The organism is Sphingorhabdus rigui (genome assembly GCF_014196595.1).
Lineage (GTDB): Bacteria > Pseudomonadota > Alphaproteobacteria > Sphingomonadales > Sphingomonadaceae > Sphingorhabdus_B > Sphingorhabdus_B rigui.
Genome location: NZ_JACIEA010000003.1, coordinates 74912 through 101010, shown reverse-complemented (window position 1 = coordinate 101010; position 26099 = coordinate 74912). Strand labels below are relative to the sequence as shown.

Sequence of the window (26099 nt, the reverse complement as noted above, 5' to 3'; positions counted from 1 at the left end):
ACCCATTTCCAAATATGCGTATACTGAAAGTTGAACCATGTTTCAACTTAGTGGCTTTAGGAAGTGTAGCGAATGTCGGTCGAACGTGGCATATCAGCAACAATGACACCGGCTGAAAAAACACCCCGCACCGAACGGGGCCGCAAAACATTGCGTCTGTTGTTGGACGCGGCTGCCGCCGAATTTGGCGAAAAGGGGTTTCACGAAAGCTCCGTCGTATCGATTACGCAGCGCGCCGGCGTGGCCTTGGGCAGCTTCTACACCTATTTTGATTCCAAGGATTCGCTCTTCCGCGCGCTGGTCCGCGACATGTCGGCGCAGGTGCGGCAGACGGTAGGGCCCGTGATCGCTGCGGAGCCAGACCGTCTTGAAGGTGAGCGTAAGGGCCTGAACAAATTTTTGAATTTTGTGCGCGAGCATAAGGAACTGTACCGGATTATTGACGAGGCTGAATTTGTCGATCCGCCAAGTTACCGCGCGCATTATGAAAATACCGTCAACGGATATCTCGCAAGCTTGAAAGAAGCCGCGACCAAAGGGCAAGTGCGGGACGATGTCGAGGAGGTGCATGCGTGGGCCATTGTCGGCATGAACGTGTTTTTGGGGCTGCGTTTTGGTGTCCTTGATGAAGATCGCGATGCAGCTGAAGTTGCGACTATCGCTGCTGACCTTCTGACAAACGGGTTGAAGCGATAATCAATCATCCCTAAGCCGCGCGGTATGACGCTCAACCGCCGAACCTTTGCCATTATCTCCCACCCCGATGCGGGTAAAACAACGCTGACTGAGAAGCTTTTGCTTCAAGGTGGCGCCATTCACTTGGCAGGCGAAGTAAAGGCGCGCGGTCAGGCACGCCGTGCGCGTTCCGACTGGATGAAGATCGAACAGCAGCGCGGAATTTCGGTTACGTCATCGGTGATGACGTTTCAAAAGGACGGCATTGTCTTCAACCTGCTCGACACGCCGGGGCATGAAGATTTCTCCGAAGACACCTACAGGACGCTAACCGCGGTCGATTCTGCCATCATGGTCATCGACGCCGCAAAGGGTATTGAGCCGCAGACCCGCAAGCTTTTCGAAGTTTGCCGCCTGCGCAGCGTTCCGATCATTACCTTCGTCAACAAGGTGGACCGTGAAGGTCGCCCCGCATTTGAAACGATTGACGAAGTCGCCGATGCGCTGGCGCTGGATGTGTGCCCTATGAACTGGCCCGTGGGCATGGGCGGCGAGTTTGAAGGGCTTTACGACTTCAACAGCGGTCGCCTGAGCCAGCCATCGGGCGACAGCAAGGCGTTTGAAGGCAAAATCAGTGACCATGCCGGCCTGAATGCGACGAGCCTTGAAGATGTGCTCACGCCCGCGGGCGTCGCGCGGCTGCGCGAAGAGGCGGAGCTTGCCCAGGCTGGATATTCCGAGTTCGATCTGACCGCGTTCCAAAATGGCGACCTAACGCCTGTTTATTTCGGTTCCGCGCTGAAAGAATTCGGCGTGATCGAGCTCATCAACGCGATCGCCAAATATGCGCCGCCACCCCGCCCGCAACCCAGTTCGAAGGGTGATATTGATCCGTCTGAAAAAGAAGTCACGGGCTTCATTTTCAAGGTGCAGGCCAATATGGATCCGCAGCACCGTGACCGCATCGCGTTCATGCGATTGTGCTCCGGCACGTTCAAACGCGGCATGAAGCTGACGCCTTCGGGGCTTGGCAAGCCCGTCGCGATTCATTCGCCGATCCTGTTTTTCGCGCAAGATCGCGAAATTGCCGACAGCGCGGAACCCGGCGATATCATCGGCATTCCAAACCATGGCACCTTGCGCGTCGGCGATACTTTATCCGAGCGCAATGACGTGCGCTTTACGGGCCTGCCCAACTTCGCGCCGGAAATTTTGCGCCGCGTCGTCTTACGCGACCCCACGAAGACCAAGCAGCTGCGCAAGGCGCTGGATGACCTGAGCGAAGAGGGCGTCATTCAGGTATTCTATCCGGAGATCGGTTCAAACTGGGTAATTGGCGTCGTCGGGCAACTTCAGCTCGACGTTCTGATTTCGCGGCTTGAGGCGGAATATAAGGTCGATGCGTTTCTGGAGCCCGCACCTTATGACACCGCGCGCTGGCTCATCGGGTCGGATACGGCGCTGGCGCAATTCATCTCGTTCAATGGCGGAAACATGGCGAAGGATCGCGATGGCCATCCGGTATTTATGGCGCGTTCGTCATGGGATGTTGGTTATCAGCAGGAAAAGCATCCGGACCTGAAATTCAGCGCGACCAAAGAGCGCTAACGCCAGACAGCAATGCCATAGGGTTCGATGTCCGAACCGCCGATGACAAACTCTGCGCCTGCGGGTGCAGGCGCGCGCGCGCTGACGCTATCCAGATTGAACGCAAAGGTCAGTTCACCGCGGCGGCGCAAACGCAGCGTGGGCGGAAGCGGCGTAATCTGCACGTCCGTCTCCGCACATAAATCGACCAACAAGTTCGTCAGAAAGGCATCGTCCGTCAGCGTCGCAAGATAGATGCTTCGACCTGCCTGCACCGCCGCCGGTGCGCCGTCTTCATAGGTTGCGATGATGTCCGCACCGCCCACTTCAATCGTCTCGCGCCAACGGCCGCTTTCATATTCCGCGCCTTTATACGCAATGCTGCCGCCGCAATCCGCGCGCAGCGTTTCAACCGAAGTGACTTTTACCGGTACAAGTTCACGCAGCCGTCCGGGCGGTAGGCCTTCGCTCATCGAGAACTCGTCAGTCTTCGCGCCCGCGCGTGGCCCGAACAGCAATATGCCATCGCTCGCCTGCAACGCATCGAACGCGGCATCGTCAACCACCGCCATGGTCGGTACGATGACCAGTGGATATCCAGCCAGCTGCGCGTCGCCTGCGGACACAAAGTCAACATCCACGCCCAGGCCACGCAATGCGCGATAATATTGGAAGACGACCGCATCATAGCGATATCCCGCACCCTGCCGTTCAATATCGTCGACCCATCCGGACACCGGATCAATGACGATGGCGACCGGGGACTTCGCCGCGACAACAGACAAGTCGCCAAGCAACTGCATTTCCGATGCAGCCTGTTCCACTTCCGCCCATGCCGCGGCGGGCATGTCATCAGGCCGCCGAAGCCCGGCATGCATTTGTTCTTGCGCAAAGGGCACTTGCCGCCACCGGAAATAGGCCACGCAGGCCGCGCCATGGGCAAAAGCCTGAAGCGTCCAGTGCCGCACCATGCCCGGCGCAGGACGCGGATTATGCGGCGCCCAGTTAACGGGTCCGGGCTGCTGCTCCATCACCCACCATGCACCTTTGGATAGCCCGCGCACCGAATCAAAATTGAGCGCCGCCAAATCAGGATGCCCCGTGCGCATGAATGGCTTCCATTCATCAGCTGATGCTTTGGCCATGAGCTGATCGGAAAAACCGAGCGGATAATTGTCATAGCTGACAAAATCGAGGTCGCGGGTCAGCGCTGCGTTGTCTACGCCTGTTGTTGCTGGCGGAATGATATTATGCGTCACCCACTGGTGCGGTGCGGCGTGGCGGCGAATGGCCGATATCATGACGTCATGAAAGCGCACGACCTGTTCCGACGCAAAGCGCCGATAGGCCAAGCGATGCGCGGGGTTCGTTTCGCAGACCGTGAAAAAGGGCAGATCGATCTGGTCAAAATGGTCATATTCCATCGACCAGAACACATTACCCCACGCCGCATTGAGCGCCGCAATCGTGCCATAACGTTGCGCACAATAGGCCCGGAATTTTTCCAGCGCCGCTGGCGATACGCTCATGGTCGTATCGTGGCAGCACAATTCATTGTCGGTTTGCCAACCGGCCACATGCGGATGGCTGCCATAACGCTGCGCCATGGCAGCGGTGATACGTTCCGCCTGCACCAGATAGGTTTCGCTCGAAAAGTCATAATGGCGGCGCGATCCGAAACCACGCACTTGGCCCGTTTGAATATCAACAGGCAAAATGTCGGGATATTTTTCGCACAGCCATTTGGGCGGCGTTGCCGTGGGCGTGCCAAGCACGACTTTCAGTCCGGCTGCGCCGAGCACGTCGATCGCGCGGTCCATCCACGCCCAATCGAATAGGCCTTCAGCCTTTTCGATGCGACCCCACGCAAATTCGCCAATCCGGACATAACGCAGCCCAAGATCACGCATTCTTTGTGCGTCGCGCGGCCAATGATCCTCGGACCAGTGCTCGGGATAATAACAGACACCTAACATGCCCGTTTGTTTAGCGCCCAACCCACGGCTGGCAAGCCTGAGCACATGTTAGGCTTAGCGCGCCGAAAGAAAGCGGCCATAATTCATACATTCTGCCATTTTATCGCCACGACTAATGCCTATGTACGGTCAAACAGGTTCCGACAGGCAGATTGATACGCGCATGAGTGAAATGTTACTGACCCCGCACACACAGGTAGACGGTGCCGTTTTAGGCGGTGATTTCGTCGGCCGTGCAGCGCGTCTTAAACAGGTTCCTGATGACAAAGCGATGTTGCGCGCGGTTGCCGAACTCACGCGGGATCTTGCCGCGCCGAACCCGCGCATTTTCTGGTCGGATTTCCTTGTGTCGGCGCTGGTTGGCTATGCCGGACTTGCGGTGGCCATCATGTCCGGAACCCTGTGGGTTCAGTGCGCTGCGGCGTTGGTCTCGATCCTTGGCCTATATCGCGCCGGCGGCTTCATTCACGAAGTGACGCATGTGAAGCATTCCGCGCTTCCCGGTTTCCGCTTTGGCTTTAACGCGGTAATTGGTGTGCCCCTGCTCGTGCCGTCTTATATGTATGAAGGCATCCACAACCTGCACCATGCACGCACACGTTATGGCACCGATCAAGATCCCGAATATCTGCCATTGGCGCTGATGAAACCATGGACGCTGCCTGTGTTCATCATCGTTTCGTTGCTGGCGCCAATTGCCTTGCTGTTCCGCAACGCCGTGCTTGCGCCGCTGTCGCTGTTTATCCCTGCGTTGCGCAAGGTCGTGGTCGAACGTTATTCGGGTCTCGCGATCAACCCTGCATTTCGGCGCAGACCCGCCGAGGGCGACGCACATCGCAACTGGATCGTGCAAGAAACCGCCGCCAGCATCTGGTCGATCGCACTGCTGACTGGCGTATTTACCGGTTTCATCCCGCTCCAGTCTTTCCTGATCTTCCTTGCCATCGTCGCAAGCGTTGCCGTGCTCAACCAAGTCCGCACGCTCGTCGCGCATTTATGGGAAAATGATGGTGAACCGCTGAGTGTGACCGCGCAGTTCCTCGACAGCGTCAACGTCCCGCCCCCTGGGCTGCTGGCAGAGATCTGGGCACCTGTGGGCCTGCGTTACCACGCATTGCATCACTTGCTGCCCAGCGTGCCTTATCATGCACTAGGGACGGCGCACAAACGCCTGACCGCACAATTGGCACCCGATTCAGCTTACCACCATGCCAATTATGACGGGCTTGCCGGATTGGTATACCGTCTTGCGCGCAGCACATTGGTGCGCGGCGCCTGAAACGCCGCATCTATTTCTTTGAACGCATGAATCTTTGAATATTGAGCAACGCTCAATTCCTGGTTTTCTGCGGTATTCGAACAGGGTCCAGTCCGGTATCTGCACCCCAGTTGTTAGACGCATTTCACTTCGCCTCATCGGACGTCAGTAATATAGCCTTCGTACCCGAGCTATCGTCAACTAATTCCGCGGCAAAGCCTTTTGCGTGCGGCCTTGCTCTGATTGCCCCCATAATAATGCGCGCTTCGTCGGCAGAGGCTGGGCGTGGCTGGTAACGTGTTTGCAGATTATCTGATAGAAATGGATGAAGCTTTACGCGAGGGATGGCAGTTGGATCGCCGCCGAAAACCAATTCCACCACCAGGCTGAATGGGAGGCTACTGGGATACTTGGCGTAACGGCCCGGCGCGTTGAATATGAAATTACCTATCCCATAAAGAATCCACTTAGATTTGTATCGTTCAATTTCCTGCAATGTATGGGCGTGATGGCCGATTACGATATCGGCACCGGCATCGATTAATGCATGGCCAATCTCCACCTGTGTATCGGTGGCCCACATATAGTTTTTCCCCCAATGAGGATAAGCTATTACGAATGCGTTCGGATCTGTTTTGCGTAAGACCGAGACTTGCTTGGCAAAGGCTGCGACATCAATGGGTGCCACGCCCAGTTTGTTAGTATCTGCGTAGAAATCTAGTTTTTCTCGATAATTTCTACGGACTTCAAACATGCCGAATATTGCGACAGTTCTAGCCCGCCTCTCGGCAAGGCTAATTTTCCGCACCAGCGGCGCCCGAGCCTGAGACAGGTCCATGCCGGCGCCAAACGCGCCGATACCGTAGCGGTTTAGCGTCGAAAACGTTTTTTTTAAGCCCTGTGGCCCCTGATCAAGGACGTGGTTGTTAGCGAGGCCGACGGCATTTATCCCCCCTGCGGCCAATGCCCTGCCCGCATTTTCTGCATGCGCCCAATGAACATACTCCTTATCCAGACGTGTTTCATTAAGAGCACTGCTTAAAGGCGTTTCAAGGTTGACGACCTTCCACATCGCCCGATCCAGCAAGGGCTTCAGCCAAAAAAAGCCGCGACTGTAGTCAACATTTTGTCCGTTTCCCCACGGCCCTCCAAACGACTTTCGAGAAGCATAGTTTTCCCCGAAATGCGTGTCGCCACCTATCACCACTATTGGCGCGATGCCTTTGAGAGGCTTCTGTCCGGTCACGCAAGTAATGATCACAGAAAAAGCGATCAAAAATATAAACATTCGTCGCAAAAAATGACGTTTGTATTTCCATTTTGGGCCGATTAAGGGTTGATCGAATACATTTAATTCTTCTGACATGTTAATTTACTTTAATATGTTTTGAGAATTTAAAAATTTATCAAAAATATAATTTCTTGCGTATTCCGATTTTACCGCGCTTTATTTCGTTATCATATGTGGAATCGCTGGAATTTCGCGAAATCATCTCTCCTTCGAGATCAGCGAACCAACCCTTGGCCACTTCGTACGAGACATTTACCTTTGGCGTCCAGCTGTGGTCGTGCTGGTAACCATCGCCTAAGCGTCGATTGCGATAGCGCCAATTCTTCAAGGCAAGGCCTATGCCGAGCTCCAACTTGTCAATTGGGCGCAGGCGGTATTCGGCATTGATGGTGTATCGACGATAGTCGCGCCGATCGATCGTAGAATCTATAGTGTCGTAGCTTCCCGAGATCTCCAGAAATTGACGCTTGTCCAAGCGACGACGCCAGGAAATGGCCGCAATTGCGCCATCGCCCGACCCATCGCTGCCGTCACGATAGCCGCGCCAGCGCCATCCAGCGCTCAATCTCACTCTGTCCTTGCGTTTTCCCCAAGTCAGCATGCCCTGAATCTGTGCCTGGTCAGCTGAGCTGCTCTCCAGCGCTGCCATCCTAGATGCGAAGTCTGCACGCGCTCCAATCTTGAGCGTCGGAGCCACTTGGCGTTCGTAAATGCCTGCAATCCTGTTGCTCCAGCGATCGTCGCGGTCTTCATCTGAATAGGCGTAATAGCTGCTGGAAAGATCGATTCCTAAATAGGTCGCGTCGCCTTTCAGGTCCCATGAAGCCTTCACGCCAAAAACGCCCCCCGATTTGTCGGGGTCCTCAGTGCCGTCGATCCATTTGCCGGATGCGATAACCCCACTGGCTGACAGCGTAAGCTGGGCGTCACTCTCTAGTGCTTCAGCGTGGGCAGTCATCGGCGCAAAAAGGGACGTAAATACAACAACACGTCCGACGGCGTTTCGAAGGGATGGATTTGTCATCACATAACTCTCATCAGTTCAATGAATGTCGTTGGCGCTGTGTCCATTCGCCCGCACCGGCATCCCTGTCCGCCAGGAGGTGTTTTAAGGCCGCTATTTCTAGGCCACCTAATGCTATCGCTTCGTGCAAGCTGTGTCCGGTGTTGGGCAGGATCGCGAGCCTTGCTTTGCAGGGCAGCCCATATGCCGCACTTTGCTGTTCGATCTGTTCTAACCAATTGCGCGCACGCGAAACACGATCTTCGCCCTGACGGGCATCAAGATCCGGTGATCGCCTCAGGGACTGGTCTGTTTTGCAGCAATCCCGCTCTCCCACTAAAAGTAGCGTGGGTATTTGCAGAAACTGTTTCAGATGAGCGCGATACCGACCAAGGCCGTGCGGAAAAGAGCGATCACAAGAGAGATCAGTATACCATCCGGCCGCTGCGACTATGAGCCGTGCCGTGCGGTTGGGCAAAGCGAGGGCAAAACGATGTGCGAACTGCGCGCCTGCTGAAAAGCCAAAAAGATCAAACCGTTGTTCGTCGAGGCCAAGGTAGTTTGATTGTAAGCGCGCTAATGTATCTAGCGCGGTTGCCGCAGCGTTCTTGCCACTGCTACCGCGCAGTTGCTGGTACCCTTTGAACCGAAAATCTGAAAAATCTGGCGCTAAAAGTGCAATGCCGCACGTCCTTGCAATAGGCGCAAACAGTCGGATGATCGCTTCAGGTGTCGTCTGCCTTCCGTGAACAAGGACCAGAAGTCGAGGGTGCTTCAGCTTGGAAGGGGCAAACAGGTGATAGCCCAGTACATGGTCGCCTTTAAGGCGTGTTGATGCTTGGAAATCAGCCATTTCAGCCAACCAGAGAGAACTGATGGATAGCGTCAGGCTGTTGACGCATCCGGTTAAGATAACTTTGCGAAGTTTCTGTAGATACGAGGCGGCCGTTCTCCATCGTCCAGACAAGGTCTGCAATGACGATATCATCTGGATCCTCGGTGACGTGGAGAATGGTCCCGGCGTACTGTGCAATGATCCTGCGAAAAATCTGGCGGTTTTTTCTGTCAAGCGGAGCGATAGGGTCATCGAGGAGCAAGATTGGTGGACTGCCCATCATGGCCCGCGCCAGAGCCAGCCGCTGGCGTTCACCGACGGAAATGTTCCTACCCTCTTCTGTGATCCAGTGATCAAGTCCGTCGGAAAAGGAATCCACAAGCGGCTTAAGGCCACAGCGGGTAAGCAGGGCTGACATTTCGACATCGCCGGCCGCTGGCTTTCGGTAGCACAGATTGCGTCTGATAGTACCTCTTAGAAGCGGCAGATCCGGGCTGACCAGACCTATCTTGCGAAACACGCTAGCAATCTGACAGCTTGCCAAATCCTGATCACCGATGAACACAGAGCCTTTCTGAGGTTTCACCATTCTGGCGATTGCGTGGAGAAGGGTCGTTTTTCCAGAACCACTCGGCCCAACGATTGCCACATGCCATCCAGCCGGAACAAGAGCGGTGATGTCTTGAAGGGCCCCGTCCACGCTTAAAGACTCAAACCGAATGGGCGCCCGGTTGTGACGAAGAGGTTCCAGAGCGGGATCAGCGAGCAACTGCGACGAACTGTTCAGGAAATCTTCCAGCTTCCGTCTCGATACTTCGGCGCGGCACCAATAATCGTACACCAAACCGAGTGTGCTGACATAACCTTGTAAAAGACGCGTCGCAACAATGGCGACCATCACCGAACTAAGGTCGAGTGCGCCATTCGCAATGTCGAACCCACCTAGTCCAATAATACCGCACATGGCTAACCAGCCGGAGGCAGATGCCGTGCTCCTTAGCCAACCGCGAAGCCGCGCTTCTCGGACAAGCGACGCAGTTAAACTTTCGCTTTGCCGCGCCAATCGGGAGAGTTCTCCGTTGAACCGCCCGGAAGTCTGGATTGTTGCCAATCCATGGACCTGTTCGTCGATGTTGCTCGTTAGCAATGAGCGCTTGCGCCGCACGCGTGCCGTGACCTTCTGAAGACGCCGACCAATTGCGAACGAAACAATAATGCCGGAAAAAACACAGATGGTGATGACGCCAGCGAGCTTCGGGCTAATTGTTCCCACGATTAAGATGCAGGCCATCATCGAAATGCCGGCGATTATGCCTCTACCAAGTCCTCGGCTGAGCCAGGTTCGAAGCATGGTGAGATCGCCAGTTAAGCGGAGTATCAAGCTTCCACGAGATCGGTGTTGAATTTGGCGCGCGGACATGCCTGACATGTGCTTGTGCAGTGACATACGAAGCCTGCTGACGGCCTGGAATCCTATCGCTTCTGGAACCGCGAATTCGAGACCCTTTAGCACGGAATGGGCTGTCGCCGCCGCTAACAGAATTGCCAATGCCGTTAGGTTTTCGGATCGGGTCAAGCTAGTGGTGCCGTATTCTAATGTCTTTAATACGGTCTTCATTGATAGGAATAGCAAGATCACTGACGCCGCGCTTGCCAGCGCAGTTCCAAGCACGGTAATAATTTCTGAGCGTGTCAGACAATCCCTCATTCTTAAGGTCTGTAGCTCGCTCATGTCGCTTTGCCCTTAACAATGGAACTTGCGACCGACCGGGCGGGAGTGTCCGATGAAATGGTCGGGCAACACGAGGTTAACGGGGCGACATCCACCAGCGGAAGATCACCTTCCAGAGGTATCCCGATAATCTTGCACACGCTGGACGGGTCAGAAAGTTCGGCACGGGTATATACTGGGGTTGTGCTGGCCGCTCGGCATTCCCTGATTGCCAACTCGGAGGCGGTCATCTTGCCTGAAATTCCGATAAGGGGAGCGGCCGCTTCTTGCAGGGTATGTATACCCATTAGCGCGCCCATCGCTTCGCCAGCGGCAAAGATGACCTTATCTACCAGTTGGCCGAAAAGCGGAGAGCGGATCAGCTCGACATTTTGTTCCTGAAAGATCCCGTCGGCTATCTCTATCAATATTATATTAACGCCTTTTCCTATAAGCTGAGCGATCAAGCTCTGGAGGATGTATTCTATTTGTGGGATGGAAAGCTTGTATGTTGCAGCATAGCCTGCATCGGTGAAGTCGACGACGGCATGCGCGCCTGCGTCGACCATCAACCAATAATCCCCACCAGAACCTGTTCCCGTGATTTTCGCCACGCCGGGGCGGTGGCCTGCCCTTCGCAGTCCGTTAACCATGGAATAGTTGATTGTGGTTTTCCCGGAGTTCATCGAAGTACCAAGCACTGCCATGACTATCGGGCGTCGGTCAGGCAGCGGCGGAGGAGAAGCTGCGAAACGCGACAGGTTTAACGGCACGCCGTCGCCATCTCCGATCAGACCAAGGGGGCAAATGATGCTCGCTGGTCGGATCCCCCCGTTACGCGACAGCATGCGCGAAGCGATGCCACCAGTGGCAACAAGGTTCGTGGTGCCAAGATCCAAAGGAATTTCAGCCTCGAATTGGTCGGTGGCGTAACGATCTCCATATGCAACGATAATCTTGTCGCCAGGCTCTAACGTTGCCTTTCGGCCGTTCGTGAGCTCCAATCGCCGATGGAAGTGGATGCGCTCTACCTGCGCCAGCGCAAGGTCACCAGTGCGAGGCCGAATAGGGCCCTTAATAAGGGTAGACATGGAATCTTGTTCGACACGTCGGGTTACAAAGGATTGCTTCGCATCGCGAAAAATCTGTTGGTCGATCTTTTCCACAATCAGTTGCCGCGATATATTGCTGGTTTTGAGGCGGCCCCCACCTGATCCCTGCGAGATTTCCGTGATATCTCCAATTTGAATATGCGATTTCGCGTACGAGCATTCTTCTTTATTTATTTTAAATTTTTTTTGTTCAGGAGAAATATTATTTTCTTTAGACAGATTATTTCTTAAAGAAGAAATTGATGTGAAACTATCATTATTTCCGTCCATAAAAATATCCTCAAATTATTATAATTTATTTTTTTAAGATTATTGAATATTTTAAAAATAAATAATTATATTTTTTAATTTAATGTGATTTTTTTATAAATTTGAAGTAATTAATAACATTTGTGTTTTGTTTTAAATTCGTAATAATACTTAGCGGGATTTACTTAGATATACCGTGGACTCATAAGCGCAGAGCCACAGGCGCATTCACGCCAGCTGGGCCATGCCGAGGACGCTCTCAGCGAATTTGTCTTATCGGGTGGCCAACGTGCGACAGTGCTTCAGCCTGGAAAAGAAGTGCCCCATAAAAGACAAATGTCTTCGCGCTCTATCTACCGGCCCCGCTCACCACGGACAGGGTGTCGGCACCGGGTCGCCATAATCGGGGCTGGCCTGGTCTTGGACGCCTTGGAGGTTCTTTTTAGGCGTTTCTTATCTATCTTGCATCGCCAATATCGTTGCTGACCGCAGCCTCAAGGAGGCTAATGAGTAATGCTGCTTGGGGCCCAAAATGTGGGTCCTTTGCAATCCAGTATTCATCATTAGAATGCGATCGCTCACTGATGCCCCCGCGGCTTATGGTTATGCTGGGAATGCCGAGCGACATGGGCAGATTTGCATCGGTGGATGAGGCGTTCCGGCTTGGTTCGACGCCCAAAGAAGAAAGGGCCGCTTCAGCATTGGAGACCAACGGGGCGTTGGCGGCATTCGTGCCTGCCGGGCGCTTTCCAAGGTCCTTGATCTCGACTGCCAACAGCCCGCCTTGTTTCTTACCAGCATTCTCGCTGGCAAGCGTTGCACCAATTGCCGATCGCAGTATCGCATCCAGAGCAGCCAGACGGTTAGCGTCCGACGATCGCAGGTCGATTTCGAATGCACTGTCCGTTGGTATGACGTTGATGCCAAGGCCACCTTCCAACAAGGCAACCGAGTAGGTTGCCTTTGAACCGGAGGCTGTAACGGGTTCGGCGCGGTCGAGAAAACGGGTAATCGCTCGCGCCGTGGCGTGATGCGGATTGACGGTTCCAAAGGCGCCATAGCTGTGGCCGCCTGGACCGGTAAATTTCACCCGGTAGCGGTTTGAACCTACAGCCGTGTCGATCAGTCGGCCCATTTCGCCTCCGTCGATTGCGATGACGCTGCCAATCGCGTGATCTGGCTTAGAAAAGATATGTCGCATGCCGCGCAGGTCGCCCGTACCTTCCTCACCCACCGTCCCAACAAACAGGATGTCCCGTTCGGTGTAAATGGCATGCCTTTCCAGCGCGCGTGCAACCAACAAAAGCGATACCAGGCCGCGTGAATTGTCGCCAATGCCCGGAGCGGTGAAACGGTCACCGTCGCGTTTTACCGTCACATCTACGTCTTTGGCAAAAACGGTATCGAGATGGGCGGCCAGCATGACAGCCGAACCTGTGCCAGTGCCTTTACGCCGCGCGATCACATTCCCAATCTCGTCAATTCGAACATCGAGGCCACCGATTTCACGCAACATGCGGGCAAAAGCCAGCCCGCGCTTTTCCTCTTCGAACGGGGGGGCAGGTATTTCTGTTAGTTCAACGAGCCGCTGGATGGCCCAATCGCTTTCAAGCTCAATTATCGTCGCCATTGCGGCTGTGACGGCCTTGCGCGATCGCAATTTTTCAATATCCGCTTGGGCCTTAACGGCGACTTGCGGCGATGGCGCCCTGGCAGCTGCGCCTAAAAGGTGGGGAATAGCAAACGGTGCCATTTGACCATTGTCGTGGCCGACCCCCGGTGCGTAAGCGATCTTCCAGCTGATCGGCATGGCGACGCCTGCCCGCTTGTGTGCAGCGGCCAGAAAACTGTGCCCCCTGTCGAAACGCGTCTGGCCCTGTTTGTCAGCTTGCCCGTTGACGCGCAGATTGGGATCCTTGCGGTCAATATCTTCGGTCCCAAGCAGGATGGTCAACGGCCGCTGAAATGCCTTCGCAGGCGAAACCAGTCCTGCCACATCGCCGCCCCAGCCATAAGGGAAAGCTCGATCGTCCGGCATCGTGTACCATCCCGAATTCGCAGCAACGGCACTGTCCATTCGGGGTGCATCGGCAAAGGCGACATAGCGATGAACGAACTGCCCACCGGCAGAATGACCATAGAGCGCATAGCCCCGCTGGTTACCAGACACGCGGCAAACGATGTCGTCGAACAAAGGCTCGATAGCGGAGAATGACCATTCCGCCTTGGGCGTTTTTCGGCCTTTCTTATCGATTATGTTGCCAAGATTGTAAGAGCCGGTGGTGGGAAAATCCTCTCTGCCAAACGTCGGCACGACGACGATAAGATTATGCTGTTCGGCCAGATCGCGCCATTCGTCGCGATAACGCTCGCCGTCACGTTGAACGTCGTGCATGACGAAAACGATTCGGCTATCGGCTCCCGCCGTTTGTGGCTTGTGCACGAAGACGGGGAGTTTAGGCCCTGACCAGCCGGAAAAAACAATCTGCGATGATCCGGCGGCAAGCGGATCGCACGCTTTTGCCATCGCTGGCGCTGCTACAAAAGACGCCGAGAGACAAGCGAGGAAGCACGCGACGCGATAGGTCATGGTAAGGCTCATTAAAAATCTCCGGATCAAACTGAGCATCGCCCCCGCACATATGCCCGTGCATCACTCCTTAGGCGGCATAACCAGAGATGGTACCAAATTTTGTGCCAACGCCTCCGCTGCAGCGCGAACTGCGAGAGGGTCTGAATCATCTCCGACCTCGTACGTATAGGCCGGAATACCATATGTTGCGCTGAACCAATTCTTTGTTGTGCCTGAGCCGGAATTGGCATCGCGCGGCTCAATCTTGAACGGATATCCCGCAAAGGCGTTCTCTTTGCCCCCGAGCCACGCAGCGAGGAAAGCCTTGCCTTGCGCATTCGCCTCGTCACCCTGCACATAGAAAAGGTTGCGGTTGGTTGAATGGAAATCGAGCATCAACACCGGCTGTACTTGTGCGGGTAGCGAGGCAAGCCAATCGTGGACCGCGCGCGTTTCCGGCTGCTTGAATATCCCCCAGTCGCGGTTGAGGTCTGTCCCACCTAGATTACCCCGCCAGTGCCCACGGGCGACGCCGTCGGGATTGAGTAAAGGCACAATCAGAAACTGGAACTGCTTCCCGTCGATAGCACCTGAGCGGATCAGCTCTGCAATCTTAAGCGAAAACGCATCCATCGCGAAGACACCGGTCACTTCAGGTGGGTGCTGCCTGCCCAGCAGCACCACAAGGCGCGGAGCATCGGTAGAGCCCAAATGAACGGCTTCGACGGGGCGTCTATCCTGTGATTGGCCAATCACAATCCGGCTGCCGCCGCCACTTTTCGTAAGTTGAGCAAGCAAATTGTCGTAATGGGCACTCGTCAAAAGCGGCTGGCCACTAACGACACCTTCGCCCGGTGGGAGTGTAATTGATACCGAACTGGCGTCATTGGCAATCACGACGGAAAACGCCGAAGGGTCGCCACGTCCGCGCCACTTGGGCGCATAACGATGCCGTGCGCCAAGGTAACGTACGTTAACGTTAAGACTGCCACCTTCCGCCGCGCTGTATCGGAAGGCATACCACGGGCTCGGGTTGATTGGCGGAAGATGCTCGGGCGTAACCAGAATCGATAGCGTCCGTTCATCCTCCACGTAACAAACAGAGCGGGACGCACCCTCAAAATCAAATTTAACGCTACCTTTGGCTGTATGGCAGCCAGACAGGGTAGGTTTGGAATCAGATGACGCTGGGGTAGCGGGTGGCTGCGCATGTGCAACCGACCCGATCCCAATCCACGCGGCGAGCGATAACCAAGTTCCTGCCCGCCGCATTACATCAAAACTTCTTCCGGAGTTCGACGTGGAAGACACGTCCGCGCGCAGTGTACAACTCGCTGTAGAAACCATAGGTTTCATCCGCGAGCGGCGGATCCTTGTCGAACAGGTTGTTGATCGCAAAGCGCAGCCGGGTTCCGTTAAGAGCCGTGTCGTTGTTGATCGTGTAAGAAACCGAAAGGTTGGTAAGGAACTGGTCGTTGACCCGGTAGAAGTTGGCATTTGGATCATCCGAAACCAGCAATATGTCGCGGACAACGCTGGTGTCCCATACCTTGCCGGTATATTGGCCAAACAGGCCGATCTCGACTGGACCAGTTTCCCAATTGATCGATCCGCTGACACGCCATTTGGGACGGCCGTCGATTTCGAGCAATTCACCCAGCCCGCCAACCGTGACATCGGCCGGCAACGTGCCAGCCGCAATTCCAGCAAGCAGTTCCTCACCATCAACGCTGGCGCTTTGGACGAAGCTGTTTAGCCGTGCCGCATTCAAGCGAAGGCGGAACTTACCTGCCCCGAAATCGGGCACGTTGTAGGCCATCCCGAAGTCCCAGCCCTTGGACACGCGGCTATCAAGGTTAAGATAAGGATCGAGCACCTGGACGATCTTGCCCGCCGGGGCAAGGCCAGTACCGGTGAACAACGCTATGTCATCCACGGTTGGGGCCGCACGGATAACATTTGGATTGGTGCTACCCCCGAGGCGGCGGAGCAAATCAAGTGCAATTGCGTTGTCGTCGCCGAACGTACCAACCAACTCGGCTTGCTTTACCCGCCAATAGTCGGCGGTGAGTGTCAGGCCCGGAATAAACTTCGGCTCAAGCACGATACCAAGGTTTATGCTTTCACTATCTTCAGGCTTTAGGCTGCGAGCACCCGACCGGAAGCTGATGACACCGGCACCGGGGCAGGCGTCGAGGCCAGATAGAAGGCCTTTTCGGACCTGTGCCTGGCAAAACACGAAATCATCGCGTGTATTGGACCGGGTGGTGCCGTCATCATTGACCTGAGCGAGATTTGGCGCGCGGAAGCCTTGCGACCATGCGCCCCGGAATGTGATGCCGGGAATGGTGGTCCATGATGCGGCCACGCGCGGAACCATCGCGGTCGCGTCGATGTCTTCGAAACGCTCGACCCGTCCGGCCATCTGCACATTGAATTCTTCGACCAGTGGAATGTTCATGTCTGCGCTGACGACAGGCACGAACAATTCGGCGAAGGCCGAATATACTGTGCGCGACCCATCTGTGTCGGGTGACGGGCTGGTTCCCGCAACATCACTGCCGTTGAATACGCCGGTCACACTGTCGGTAAATGTAATCGTGCCGTCGAGGCGAGGGTCACGATCATCGAAAAAGGTCTCACGACGCCATTCAATACCTGTTGCAACGCCAACGTTGCCGCCGGGGAGGACGAACAGGTCGTCGCGGCTGACCTTGAAGTCTGCCAGTGCAAGGCTGGTGCCGCCCTTGCGGGACACGTTGATGTGGAAAGTGTCGAATACAGCGGTCGGATTCGGCGTGCAATCTCCTTGGCCGGGGTCATTGAGACATCCGCCATTGAACGGATTGTAAGCATCGGGCGTCGTACGGTTGATCGATTGCTGCATCGCGGTGAGCGACACGCGGTTGGTTTCAAGATCCGTCAGCTTCGATTCGGAATAAACGAACCCGGTGTCAAAGTCCCACGCGCCGAAATTGCCGCGCAGACCCGCGACAAGACGGTAAGCGTCCTTGTCCACCAAAACGCTGCGGTTGCCGCCATCGACAAAGCGATAGCGCTCCATAATTACATCAGCGCCGGTCGTAGGGATGGTGGTGCCAGGCAAACGGTTGGGGTTGGCTCCGCCGCCAACCAGCGTGGTCGGGCCAAACGGGTTCCAATAGGCGGTTCGTGCAATGCCGACTGGAACAGCGCTGAGGATAGCCGATGCATCATTAAAGCGCTGGTTTTCCGATCGGTAATAGCTGCCTTCGAAATACGCTTCGACACTGTCCGTCAGTTCGTAGTTCAGCAGCGCCATCGCATTATAGCGGTCCTTGCGGCTAATCAGCGAGTTACCGAATATGGTGTTATAACGGACGGCCGTGGTAGGCGTCTCTCCGTTACGGGCACAGATCCCGTTACGGAAATCCATGCGGCAGCCGGTGAACGTGCTTGGTTGCAGATAGAAGTCGTCGTCGTTTATCGGTGTTCGGCTGTTGGGTGACGTCTGAATATCAAATTGACCGAACGGCCCGAAAGTGTTGCGGTTGTTGAACGAGGCCTCACCTTCGAAATCGGTTCCCACGAGCAACCGCGTGCGATCATCGTCGCGCGAATAATCCCGTTTTTGCGCACCAAGGCCGTTTTCATGGAAACGGCCGCCATAGACGGTCAAATTGCCGCGTCCGCCGCCGAAATCGAACCCTAAGCCGCCGCTGATGGAATAGCTGTACAAGCTGGTTCCATCCGACGCACGCCAGTCAGCTTCAAGGAAACCGCCTTTCAAATTGCCCTTGAGTACGGTGTTGATCACGCCTGCGACAGCATCGGCTCCATAGATGGCAGAAGCACCGTCGCGTAGGACTTCAATCCGGCGAACGCTGCCGGGTGCAATCTCGTTGGTGTCGGGGCTGACTACGGGCACCAGCAATTCGGTCTGGAAACCGGGGTGTAGGTTCATCCGGCGGCCATTGATCAACAGCAATGTGTTTCCTGTGCCCAAGTCGCGCAAGTTCACCGAACCGACATCACCGCGAACGTTGTTCTGGGTGGTGGCATTTTGTTCGTTAAACGCGATAGTTCCGTTCTGCGGAAGTGCACGGAAAAGTTCGTCGCCTGACGAAGCGCCCGTATTTTCGATCTGTTGTTCGTCAAGAACAGTAACCGGAAGGACGTCATTGATCTGCGCGCCCTGGATCCGTGAGCCGGTCACAACGATTGATGCTTCGGCTTCCTCGGTCGCGACGGTCGCAGCATCTTGTGCATACGCCATATTTGCTGTCATCAACGCGGTTGTGCTGAACAGCGCCACCTTGCGTAATATCTTGGTCCCCATCTTCATTCTCCCTGCTTGTTTTGTATAATTTTTCCTGAATCAAACCACTTCACGAACATTTCTGGCCATTGGCTCAGGACCTGTTCCGGACGGCCAAGACCCCAGCCATGACCGCCGTCGCGAAACATATGTAACTCTGCTGATGCACCGGCAGCGTTAAGCTTTTCAAACAGCATGATACCGTGCTGTGGCGGCGCAGTTTTATCATCGGCCGATGCAAAGATGATCGTCGGCGGCGCATCCGCACTGGCATATGTGTCGAGCGACCAGGCATTTTCTGCTTCTGCGCTGGGTGCTTCGCCAATGATTTCACGCCGGGTGCGTGTTGTATCATAGGGCTTCCGGAGGGAAACGACCGGGAACAGCAGCACAGAGAAATCGGGCCTGGCGCTGACTTTCTCATATTTGTCCGACCCGGCATATAATTGTCGTTGCGGTTGAAGTGCAGTGAACCCCGCGAGATGTCCGCCTGCGGAAAAGCCCATAATGCCGATTTGCTTTGCATCGATGGCGAACTCCGATGCTCGGGTCCGCACGATCCGCATGGCCCGTTGTGCGTCCATAAACGGTACGGCGGCATCCCAGCCGTCGTTGGGCAGGCGATAAAGCAGTTCAAACACGGTAAAACCGCGCGCTTGCAGCCAACCGGCAATTGGTGTGCTTTCTTTCTTCACCTGAATACGGAAATACCCACCACCGCCACACACGATAACGGCCGCACCGTTTGGTTTTGTCGGGCGATAGACGCGCATACGCGGGACCGAGATGTTTGACAGAGCGCCCAATCCTGCGCCGGATTCGCCCAACTTTTCCGGACCCGTCACCCCGCCATGGCCAGGCGGTTTACCGGGCCACAACGGAATTTCTTCGCGCTCTTGCGCAAACGCAGGCATGACGCTGCCCAATTGCACGGCGCCAACCGCCGACAGCGCGGCAAGGTTTTGCAGCAAGGTGCGGCGCGCGATCATGCAGGTTCGCCCAATGCCTCTGACAATGCTTGGCTGCGCGGCCCGCTGCGTTCATGTCGCTCTAGATCATCTTCGGGCAACGGAATGGGTGTGCCAGCCATCGCAGCCGCCAAACGCTCAGTATCCAGCGCGCCTTCCCAACGCGCGACTACAATCGTTGCCACGGCGTTTCCGATGAAGTTAGTCAGCGCGCGGCATTCGCTCATGAACCGGTCGATACCCAGTATCAGCGCCATGCCTGCTACAGGCACAGATGGCACGACCGATAACGTTGTCGCAAGAATGACAAACCCGGCACCCGTAACGCCCGCCGCACCTTTCGAACTGATCATGGCGACCAGTACCAACGCAAATTGTTCGGACATCGACAAATCAATGCCGACGGCCTGCGCAATGAACAGCGCCGCCAAGGTCATGTAGATATTGGTGCCGTCGAGATTGAACGAATAGCCGGTTGGAACCACGAGACCGACCACAGATTTGCGCGCACCAGCGATTTCCAGCTTTTCCATTAGACTGGGCAGTGCTGCTTCCGACGACGATGTGCCCAGAACCAGAAGCAGTTCCTCGCGCAGATAACGGATCATCTTAAAGATAGAGAAGCCTGCGAAATAGGCGACAGCGCCGAGCACGACGATCACAAAGAACAGCGACGTGAGATAGAAAGTAGCCACTAATGCGGCAAGGTTGGCTAACGACCTTATGCCAAATTCACCAATGGTAAACGCAATCGCGCCGAATGCCCCGATCGGCGCCAGTTTCATCAGCATGTGAACGAGCTTGAAGACCACGGCGTTAAACGAGGCGAGGACGTCAAGTACGAGGTCGCTGTGCGGGCGGGTGGCAGAAAGCGCCAACCCTGTCAAAATGGCGACGAGAAGGACCTGCAATATGTTGCCATCGGTCATCGCGCTGAACAAAGTTTCGGGAATGATGTTCAACAGAAAGCCGGCTATCGTCTGGCCTTCCGATGTCTTGGCATAGTCCGCAACTTTGCTGGCATCAAGGGTAGCCGGATCAATATTAAGGCCAGCACCGGGCTGCACAATATTGCCAACAACCAGACCGATGATCAGCGCAAGAGTGGAGAAAAACAGGAAATACGCAAATGCCTTTCCCGCTACGCGCCCGACAGTTGACAGGTTACGCATTCCTGCGATGCCCGTGGCGACGGTGAGGAAAATGACCGGCGCGATGATCATCTTTACCAGCTTGATGAAGCCGTCACCCAGCGGCTTTAATGCCGACCCGACGTCAGGATAAAGATGCCCCAAAACCGCACCTAGGAAGATGGCAGCTAACACCTGGACATATAGTTGACGATAGAATGGTAGCTTAACGGGCTTGCCATTTCCACCGATGGTCGGCGTTATCGCCTGCATTAATTCTTCCCCTTTTCCGGACGTGGGCGCTCGGTTCCGCGTCAGGATAAGGCGCACTTATTCACATGCAACCAATAATGTAAAATTAATTTAACATAATAAAAACAGTTGGATAACATGATTTCGGATAAAAGAATTCTGATATTCCAGACAAAAGTCTTGCTATAAATGCGGATTTCCAGACATAGCCTGCAAATAAGATTTATAGTCAGACATTCCGAGGGCGCGGCCCGAGTTGAATGACGTTTCGTAATTATGAAGGACTGCACCCGTTGCCATTTGTCCCGCACTTGCCAATGCAGTTATCGATCGTCGCGTCATGGGGCGTGCCGCCTTTGTGTCAGGCGACAGACAATATATGAATCTGACCGGCAAAACGCCTTCACTATCGCAGCCTGGCCGCCGATATCTCGCGGGCATAACGGCGATAGGAATCCTCCTGCTTGCTGCGTTGGGTTTGCTGGCGATCGACCGAACCATGCGGGCTTCGGCAATTGATGAAGCAGAAAATGCGGCCGACAACGAGGCCGCTATCCTTGCGGCCGGGTTGGAAAGTGAGTTGGACAAATTCAGTCTGGTTCCGTTGGTGCTTGCACGCGATCCCCAGGTTCAATCGCTTATGGCGGGAGACCGCACACAGCAGTCCGATCTCAACCAGCGCCTTCAACAAATTGCTCAACAGACCGGAGCTGCCGTCATCTACCTGATGAACCGGGACGGCATGACGCTGGCAGCAAGCAATTGGAACCTGCCAGACAGTTTTGTCGGTTCTGCCTACAGCTTCCGGCGCTACTTTGTGGATGCGAAGGCGTCAGGCGTAGCAACTGAGTTTGCACTCGGCACGGTAAGTCGCCGACCAGGCCTCTATATCGCCCGTCGCGTCGATGCCGCTTCTGGCCCGGTAGGGGTGGTAGCAATCAAGGTAGAGTTCAACCCGCTCGAAGCCAGCTGGGCCAAGGCCACGTCCGGGGTATATGTAACAGATGCTGATGGCGTGATCCTGGTCACTAGCAATCCGGCTTGGCGTTTCAGTACCACTGCGTCGGTCGCACCAGGAACACGCGATGCGCAGCAGGATCTTCAGCAATTTGGCATGGCGAAGCTGCCGCCCTTCGATCCCGGAAAGAATCGCGAGTCGACGCTTACCCCTGCTTTGATTGAAAGCCTTCAACCAGTTCCATCGCTCAATTGGAACCTGCATTTGCGGTCTGATCCGTCAACCTCGCTCGCGGCAGCGAAGGCGAACGGCCGTTTGCTGTTTCTTCTGTTACTGCTGCTCACCGCTGCTATCGCCGCGCTAGCAGTTTTCGGCGTTCGTAGGCGTGAAGCCCGCGCAGAAGCGCTTGTCACCGAACGGACGGGGCGTCTGCGCGAACAGCTTCAACAGGCGAACCGGCTTGCGACGCTTGGACAGATTACAGCCGGCGTCGGGCATGAAATTCGCCAGCCGGTGGCCGCTATTCGGATACTTGCGGAGACCGGCGAACGGCTGGGCGAACGCGGCGCCCATACCGAGGCCACCGCCAACTTTGCTAGAATAACCGCTCTGGCCGACCGGATCGGCACCATAACCGACGAACTGCGGCGATTTAGCCGACGGGGCCTTCGTGAACCACGCGAGGTTCCCTTGCGTCAGGTGATCGATGGTGCGCTTTTGTTGTTGCGGGACCGGATGGCACAATTAAATATCGACCTTATCCTGCCACCGGAGACCAATCTCGACCTGATAGTTCGGGGTGAGCATGTTGCGCTCGAGCAGGTGCTCGTCAACCTTTTGCAGAATGCCTTCGATGCAACCGGGCAAGAGGGAACGGTTTCCGTAGACATTATAGAAACGGGCAAGTTTCGAAAACTATCAGTCACCGATAATGGTTGCGGTTTGACTGCGGATCAACGCGCCAGCCTCTTCCAGCCCTTTGTTACGACTAAGTCTGAAGGGCTGGGCCTAGGTCTCGTAATTTCACAAGACATCATGCGTGGGCTTGACGGAGATTTAATAGAAGAACCAGTGGCAGTCGGCACGCGTTTCACAATGTTGATCCCTGCCGTATGATCAAACGCGACCCCATCAATGTTATTCTGGTTGAAGACGACGATGCCCTCGGTCCAGCGGTCGCGCAGGCGTTGCAATTAGAAGGCATCGAGGTTGCATTGTTTAGCGATGCCGTCAGCGCGCTGCGTGCCTTACCTGCCGACTTTCCCGGCGTAGTGGTGAGCGATGTGCGCTTACCTGGGATGGATGGTCTCGCGCTGTTTGCGCAACTGCAGGAACAGGATCCCGAGCTGCCAATAATCATCACCACCGGCCACGGCGACGTGGAAATGGCAGTGGCAGCGATGAAGGGCGGCGCTGCGGATTTCCTTGCCAAGCCATATTCGTCCGCTGCACTGATACGTGCTATCACGGTTGCTGCAGAGAGACGCCGGCTCGTGCTGGAAAACCGAAGGCTTAGTCATGCCCTAAAGCAGCAGACGCAAAGCGGGTTCATCGGATCTTCGGAATTCGCCGTGCGGCTGCGCGCTATGCTCTCGGCTGTGGCCCAGACCGAGGTCGATGTCGTCGTCGAGGGAGAGGCCGGTACCGGCAAGACGTTCGTTGCAAGATTGATCCATGAACTTGGCCCGCGCCACAGCCGCCCGTTCGTTGCAATCGATGCAGGAACACTCACCCACGAAGACGTCGATCTGTTGCTATTCGGACGGGAACCTGGCCGTGGCGGCCTTTCGCGAACCGGGCTAATCGAGCGCGCGAATGGCGGGACATTATTAATAGACGAAATCGAAACGGCCAGCCCGTCCTTACAGGCCCGGCTGCTGTCGGTCCTGGGGACCCGTTCGATTTTGCCTGCCGGGGCGGAGAAATCGCGCAAACTGAACCTGTGTGTCGTGGTCACCCGGCAATTACACAGTCCGTCTGACCATCTCGACAGTGGCCGAAGCATGTTCCATGAACGGCTCAGCGCGGTCAGGCTCATGATGGCTCCGTTAGCGCGCCGGCGCGAGGACATAGCCCCTCTGTTTCAGTATTTTCTTGCCCAGCATGAAGCCGGACTAGGGTTGTCGCATCGCGAGGTCACCGGAGATGTCTGGCAATATTTGCAGACCCATGAGTGGACGGGCAACGTCCGCGAACTCGAAGCATTCGCCCAAACGTGGGCAATCGGCCTCAACTTGCCCAACAAGAAAGCGCTGGTCGCAATGGACAGCCGCCCCCTGCACCTTTCGGTGGCAGAGTTCGAACGAACTGTAATTGAGAATGCGTTGCGGGCTGTTGAAGGGAATATTCACCTTCTCGAGCAAGCACTGGGTACACCCCGCAAAACGCTTTACGATAAGTTGAACCGGTATGGTTTGCGGTCCAAAGACTTTCGCCTAGAATCCGAGACACGCAAGAACTGACCGGGCTGTGAAACGCGGCAGATCAGATATGTGCAGCTCAAGGCTGGTAACGGTCATCTCATATCGTTCTGAACCGATGGCAGAACTATCGATTGGTCGCTGACAATCGAAAGGCGCCGCCATGAGCAATAACCACCTCAATGATTCTCTGGTCGAATGTCAGCATTGGCACGTTTTGATCCATAAACCGGACAGCGCGCTTCCGGTCCAGAAACTGCCGTGACACCTGGTCAAGGATGAGGGCCGCATGGGCTTTTCGACAGGGCAAACTATTCCAATTGGAACGCTGGCGAACGATGTTCGACGCCCACCGATCTTCCTGGGTAAATGCCGTTTAGGTGGGGTTTGGGCAGCAAAGGCGCTATCGCCTAAAGCATTGAAATTATTGGAGCGGGCGAAGGGCTTCGAACCCTCGACCCCAACCTTGGCAAGATTCGGCTCTATGAAATTTCCAATATAAATCAGATATTTATAAAGCTCCTGAAAAATCCGAACACGATCCGAACATTTTCCACGCCACTTGCTCAAAGAGCTTTGTGTCCTTATGAGCGGATATTGTTCCAGCAAGATTGCTATGATTGCGTTTTACGACGTTCTGCACCGTCCGCTTTGAAGGCCAAAGACCCAGCGATTTGCCATTCGTTCTGTTGGAATGGCCATATTTTGATGGCTAGAATATAACCCCGTTAAATGATGCGGGCGAACCCTGCCGCACCACTCGCTGGAGGCGAACGTACCTCAGGCTTGTTCAATTGCAGGGCGGTATTCAACATTTGCCCCACATCGCCTTCGTCTCCAAGGATGGCTTCCATGCTGCGAACGCATAAGCAGACTTTATCATCCGCTAAATCATACCAGATTTGCTTGGACGCACGGCGCGTTTTGACGAGGTCGTTGCGGCGCAGTTCCGCAAGTTGCTGGCTAAGCGCAGGTTGGCCTATGCCCGTTGCGGCATCGATTTCGCTCACCGTGCGTTCACCGCGCAATAGGCAAGACAAGATCATGAGCCGCTGCGGCTGCGCATAGACTTTTAGCTTATCCGCCGCTTTTACGGCGCGGTCGCGACTTTCAAACAGCGACGTCATTTCGTGTCGGCCAAATGGCAAAACCAATCATCGTCACCACTGATTTCGGCGCTGTTTATAATTGGTAATGCAAGCAATTTGTCCCCTGGCTGCCATCCTTCTGGAGCAAGGCCAGTGCCGCCCTGCGTAGCTTGCAATGCGCGAAGAAGGCGCAGCATTTCACTGACCGAGCGCCCCACATTATGCGGGTACGTCGTGATGGCACGAATGATGCCGTCGGGGTCGATGAAATAGGTTGAGCGAACCGCGGCGCTATCCGCTGCAGTATCGTCAATCATGCCATATGCGCGGCCAATGGCCATGGAGGGGTCTTCAATGATCGGGAAAGGAACATTCACCCCAAATTTATGTTTAATCGCAGTCACCCACGCAATGTGCGAATGGATACTGTCCACGGAAAGCCCGAGCAATGCACAACCAGTTGTTTCGAACGCAGCGGCCGACTTGGCAAGCGCAACAAATTCCGTCGTGCACACGGGCGTAAAGTCTGCAGGGTGCGAAAACAAGATGAGCCACTGGCCCCGATATTCCGATAGGCTCCGTTCCCCGAGCGTTGTCCGCGCGCGAAAGTCCGGCGCTGTTTCGCCGATCCTAATGGGCTGTGAGGCAACTGCTTTCGTGTCGTTCATTTCTTCATCCTGTTCATCGGTCGGCGCTGCCACGAGACTCATATTGACG

18 protein-coding genes are annotated in these 26099 nt (G+C 55.2%); 5 read left to right on the top strand and 13 right to left on the bottom strand.

What is annotated here, in order from left to right; all coding sequences use genetic code 11:
* Positions 1-102: 102 nt before the first annotated feature.
* On the top strand, positions 103-696 hold the full coding sequence (locus tag GGR91_RS10430) for a TetR/AcrR family transcriptional regulator (RefSeq protein WP_246337175.1): 594 nt from the start codon (positions 103-105) through the stop codon (positions 694-696).
* A gap of 24 nt (positions 697-720) precedes the next feature.
* Positions 721-2283 (top strand): peptide chain release factor 3, encoded by a 1563-nt coding sequence (locus GGR91_RS10425; RefSeq protein ID WP_183942146.1) that lies wholly within the window; start codon positions 721-723, stop codon positions 2281-2283.
* Here GGR91_RS10425 and GGR91_RS10420 read toward each other — a convergent pair.
* Entirely contained in the window at positions 2280-4238 is a 1959-nt protein-coding gene (locus GGR91_RS10420) for a beta-galactosidase (RefSeq protein ID WP_183942145.1), read from the bottom strand. The two genes, GGR91_RS10425 and GGR91_RS10420, sit on opposite strands and share 4 nt — an antisense overlap.
* 172 nt (positions 4239-4410) lie before the next feature.
* Between GGR91_RS10420 and GGR91_RS10415 the strand changes: the two genes are divergently transcribed.
* On the top strand, positions 4411-5517 hold the full coding sequence (locus GGR91_RS10415; protein WP_183942274.1) for a fatty acid desaturase family protein: 1107 nt from the start codon (positions 4411-4413) through the stop codon (positions 5515-5517).
* 124 nt (positions 5518-5641) lie between these two features.
* Here GGR91_RS10415 and GGR91_RS10410 read toward each other — a convergent pair whose 3' ends face one another.
* The 10 genes from GGR91_RS10410 to GGR91_RS10365 all read right to left on the bottom strand — a co-directional run bounded on the left by GGR91_RS10410 (position 5642) and on the right by GGR91_RS10365 (position 20937).
* Positions 5642-6862 carry a CapA family protein gene (locus tag GGR91_RS10410; RefSeq protein ID WP_183942144.1) on the bottom strand — a complete coding sequence of 407 codons (1221 nt, stop codon included), beginning with the start codon at positions 6860-6862 and terminating at the stop codon, positions 5642-5644.
* A gap of 40 nt (positions 6863-6902) precedes the next feature.
* On the bottom strand, positions 6903-7811 hold the full coding sequence (locus tag GGR91_RS10405; protein WP_183942143.1) for a TonB-dependent receptor: 909 nt from the start codon (positions 7809-7811) through the stop codon (positions 6903-6905).
* A 13-nt stretch (positions 7812-7824) separates the two neighbouring features.
* The gene (locus GGR91_RS10400; protein WP_183942142.1) at positions 7825-8643 is read right to left on the bottom strand and encodes an alpha/beta hydrolase; all 819 of its coding nucleotides are present in this window, start codon (positions 8641-8643) and stop codon (positions 7825-7827) included.
* A gap of 1 nt (position 8644) precedes the next feature.
* Entirely contained in the window at positions 8645-10357 is a 1713-nt protein-coding gene (locus tag GGR91_RS10395) for an ABC transporter ATP-binding protein (protein ID WP_183942141.1), read from the bottom strand.
* Positions 10354-11718: a DUF1611 domain-containing protein gene (locus GGR91_RS10390; protein ID WP_183942140.1), complete on the bottom strand. Its 1365-nt coding sequence runs from the start codon at positions 11716-11718 to the stop codon at positions 10354-10356. Before GGR91_RS10390 ends, GGR91_RS10395 begins: the two co-directional genes overlap by 4 nt.
* Before the next feature lie 436 nt (positions 11719-12154).
* Positions 12155-14299: a M20/M25/M40 family metallo-hydrolase gene (locus GGR91_RS11555; protein ID WP_221204312.1), complete on the bottom strand. Its 2145-nt coding sequence runs from the start codon at positions 14297-14299 to the stop codon at positions 12155-12157.
* Between the two features lie 51 nt (positions 14300-14350).
* Entirely contained in the window at positions 14351-15361 is a 1011-nt protein-coding gene (locus GGR91_RS10380; RefSeq protein WP_183942139.1) for a M14 family metallopeptidase, read from the bottom strand.
* A gap of 184 nt (positions 15362-15545) precedes the next feature.
* A complete protein-coding gene (locus GGR91_RS10375) occupies positions 15546-18593 on the bottom strand; it encodes a TonB-dependent receptor domain-containing protein (protein ID WP_246337172.1) in 3048 nt (1015 codons plus the stop codon).
* A complete protein-coding gene (locus tag GGR91_RS10370; RefSeq protein WP_183942138.1) occupies positions 18590-19555 on the bottom strand; it encodes an alpha/beta hydrolase in 966 nt (321 codons plus the stop codon). The genes GGR91_RS10375 and GGR91_RS10370 overlap by 4 nt, the downstream gene beginning before the upstream one ends.
* Positions 19552-20937 (bottom strand): dicarboxylate/amino acid:cation symporter, encoded by a 1386-nt coding sequence (locus tag GGR91_RS10365; protein WP_183942137.1) that lies wholly within the window; start codon positions 20935-20937, stop codon positions 19552-19554. Before GGR91_RS10365 ends, GGR91_RS10370 begins: the two co-directional genes overlap by 4 nt.
* Positions 20938-21295: 358 nt before the next feature.
* On the opposite strand from GGR91_RS10365, the gene GGR91_RS10360 reads away from it, so the two are divergent.
* The gene (locus tag GGR91_RS10360) at positions 21296-22990 is read left to right on the top strand and encodes a sensor histidine kinase (protein ID WP_183942136.1); all 1695 of its coding nucleotides are present in this window, start codon (positions 21296-21298) and stop codon (positions 22988-22990) included.
* Entirely contained in the window at positions 22987-24336 is a 1350-nt protein-coding gene (locus tag GGR91_RS10355) for a sigma-54-dependent transcriptional regulator (protein WP_183942135.1), read from the top strand. The genes GGR91_RS10360 and GGR91_RS10355 overlap by 4 nt, the downstream gene beginning before the upstream one ends.
* A gap of 686 nt (positions 24337-25022) precedes the next feature.
* Here GGR91_RS10355 and GGR91_RS10350 read toward each other — a convergent pair.
* Both GGR91_RS10350 and GGR91_RS10345 read right to left on the bottom strand, forming a co-directional pair.
* A complete protein-coding gene (locus tag GGR91_RS10350; RefSeq protein ID WP_183942134.1) occupies positions 25023-25421 on the bottom strand; it encodes an ArsR/SmtB family transcription factor in 399 nt (132 codons plus the stop codon).
* Positions 25418-26050 (bottom strand): peroxiredoxin, encoded by a 633-nt coding sequence (locus GGR91_RS10345; protein WP_183942271.1) that lies wholly within the window; start codon positions 26048-26050, stop codon positions 25418-25420. The genes GGR91_RS10350 and GGR91_RS10345 overlap by 4 nt, the downstream gene beginning before the upstream one ends.
* Positions 26051-26099: the final 49 nt, after the last annotated feature.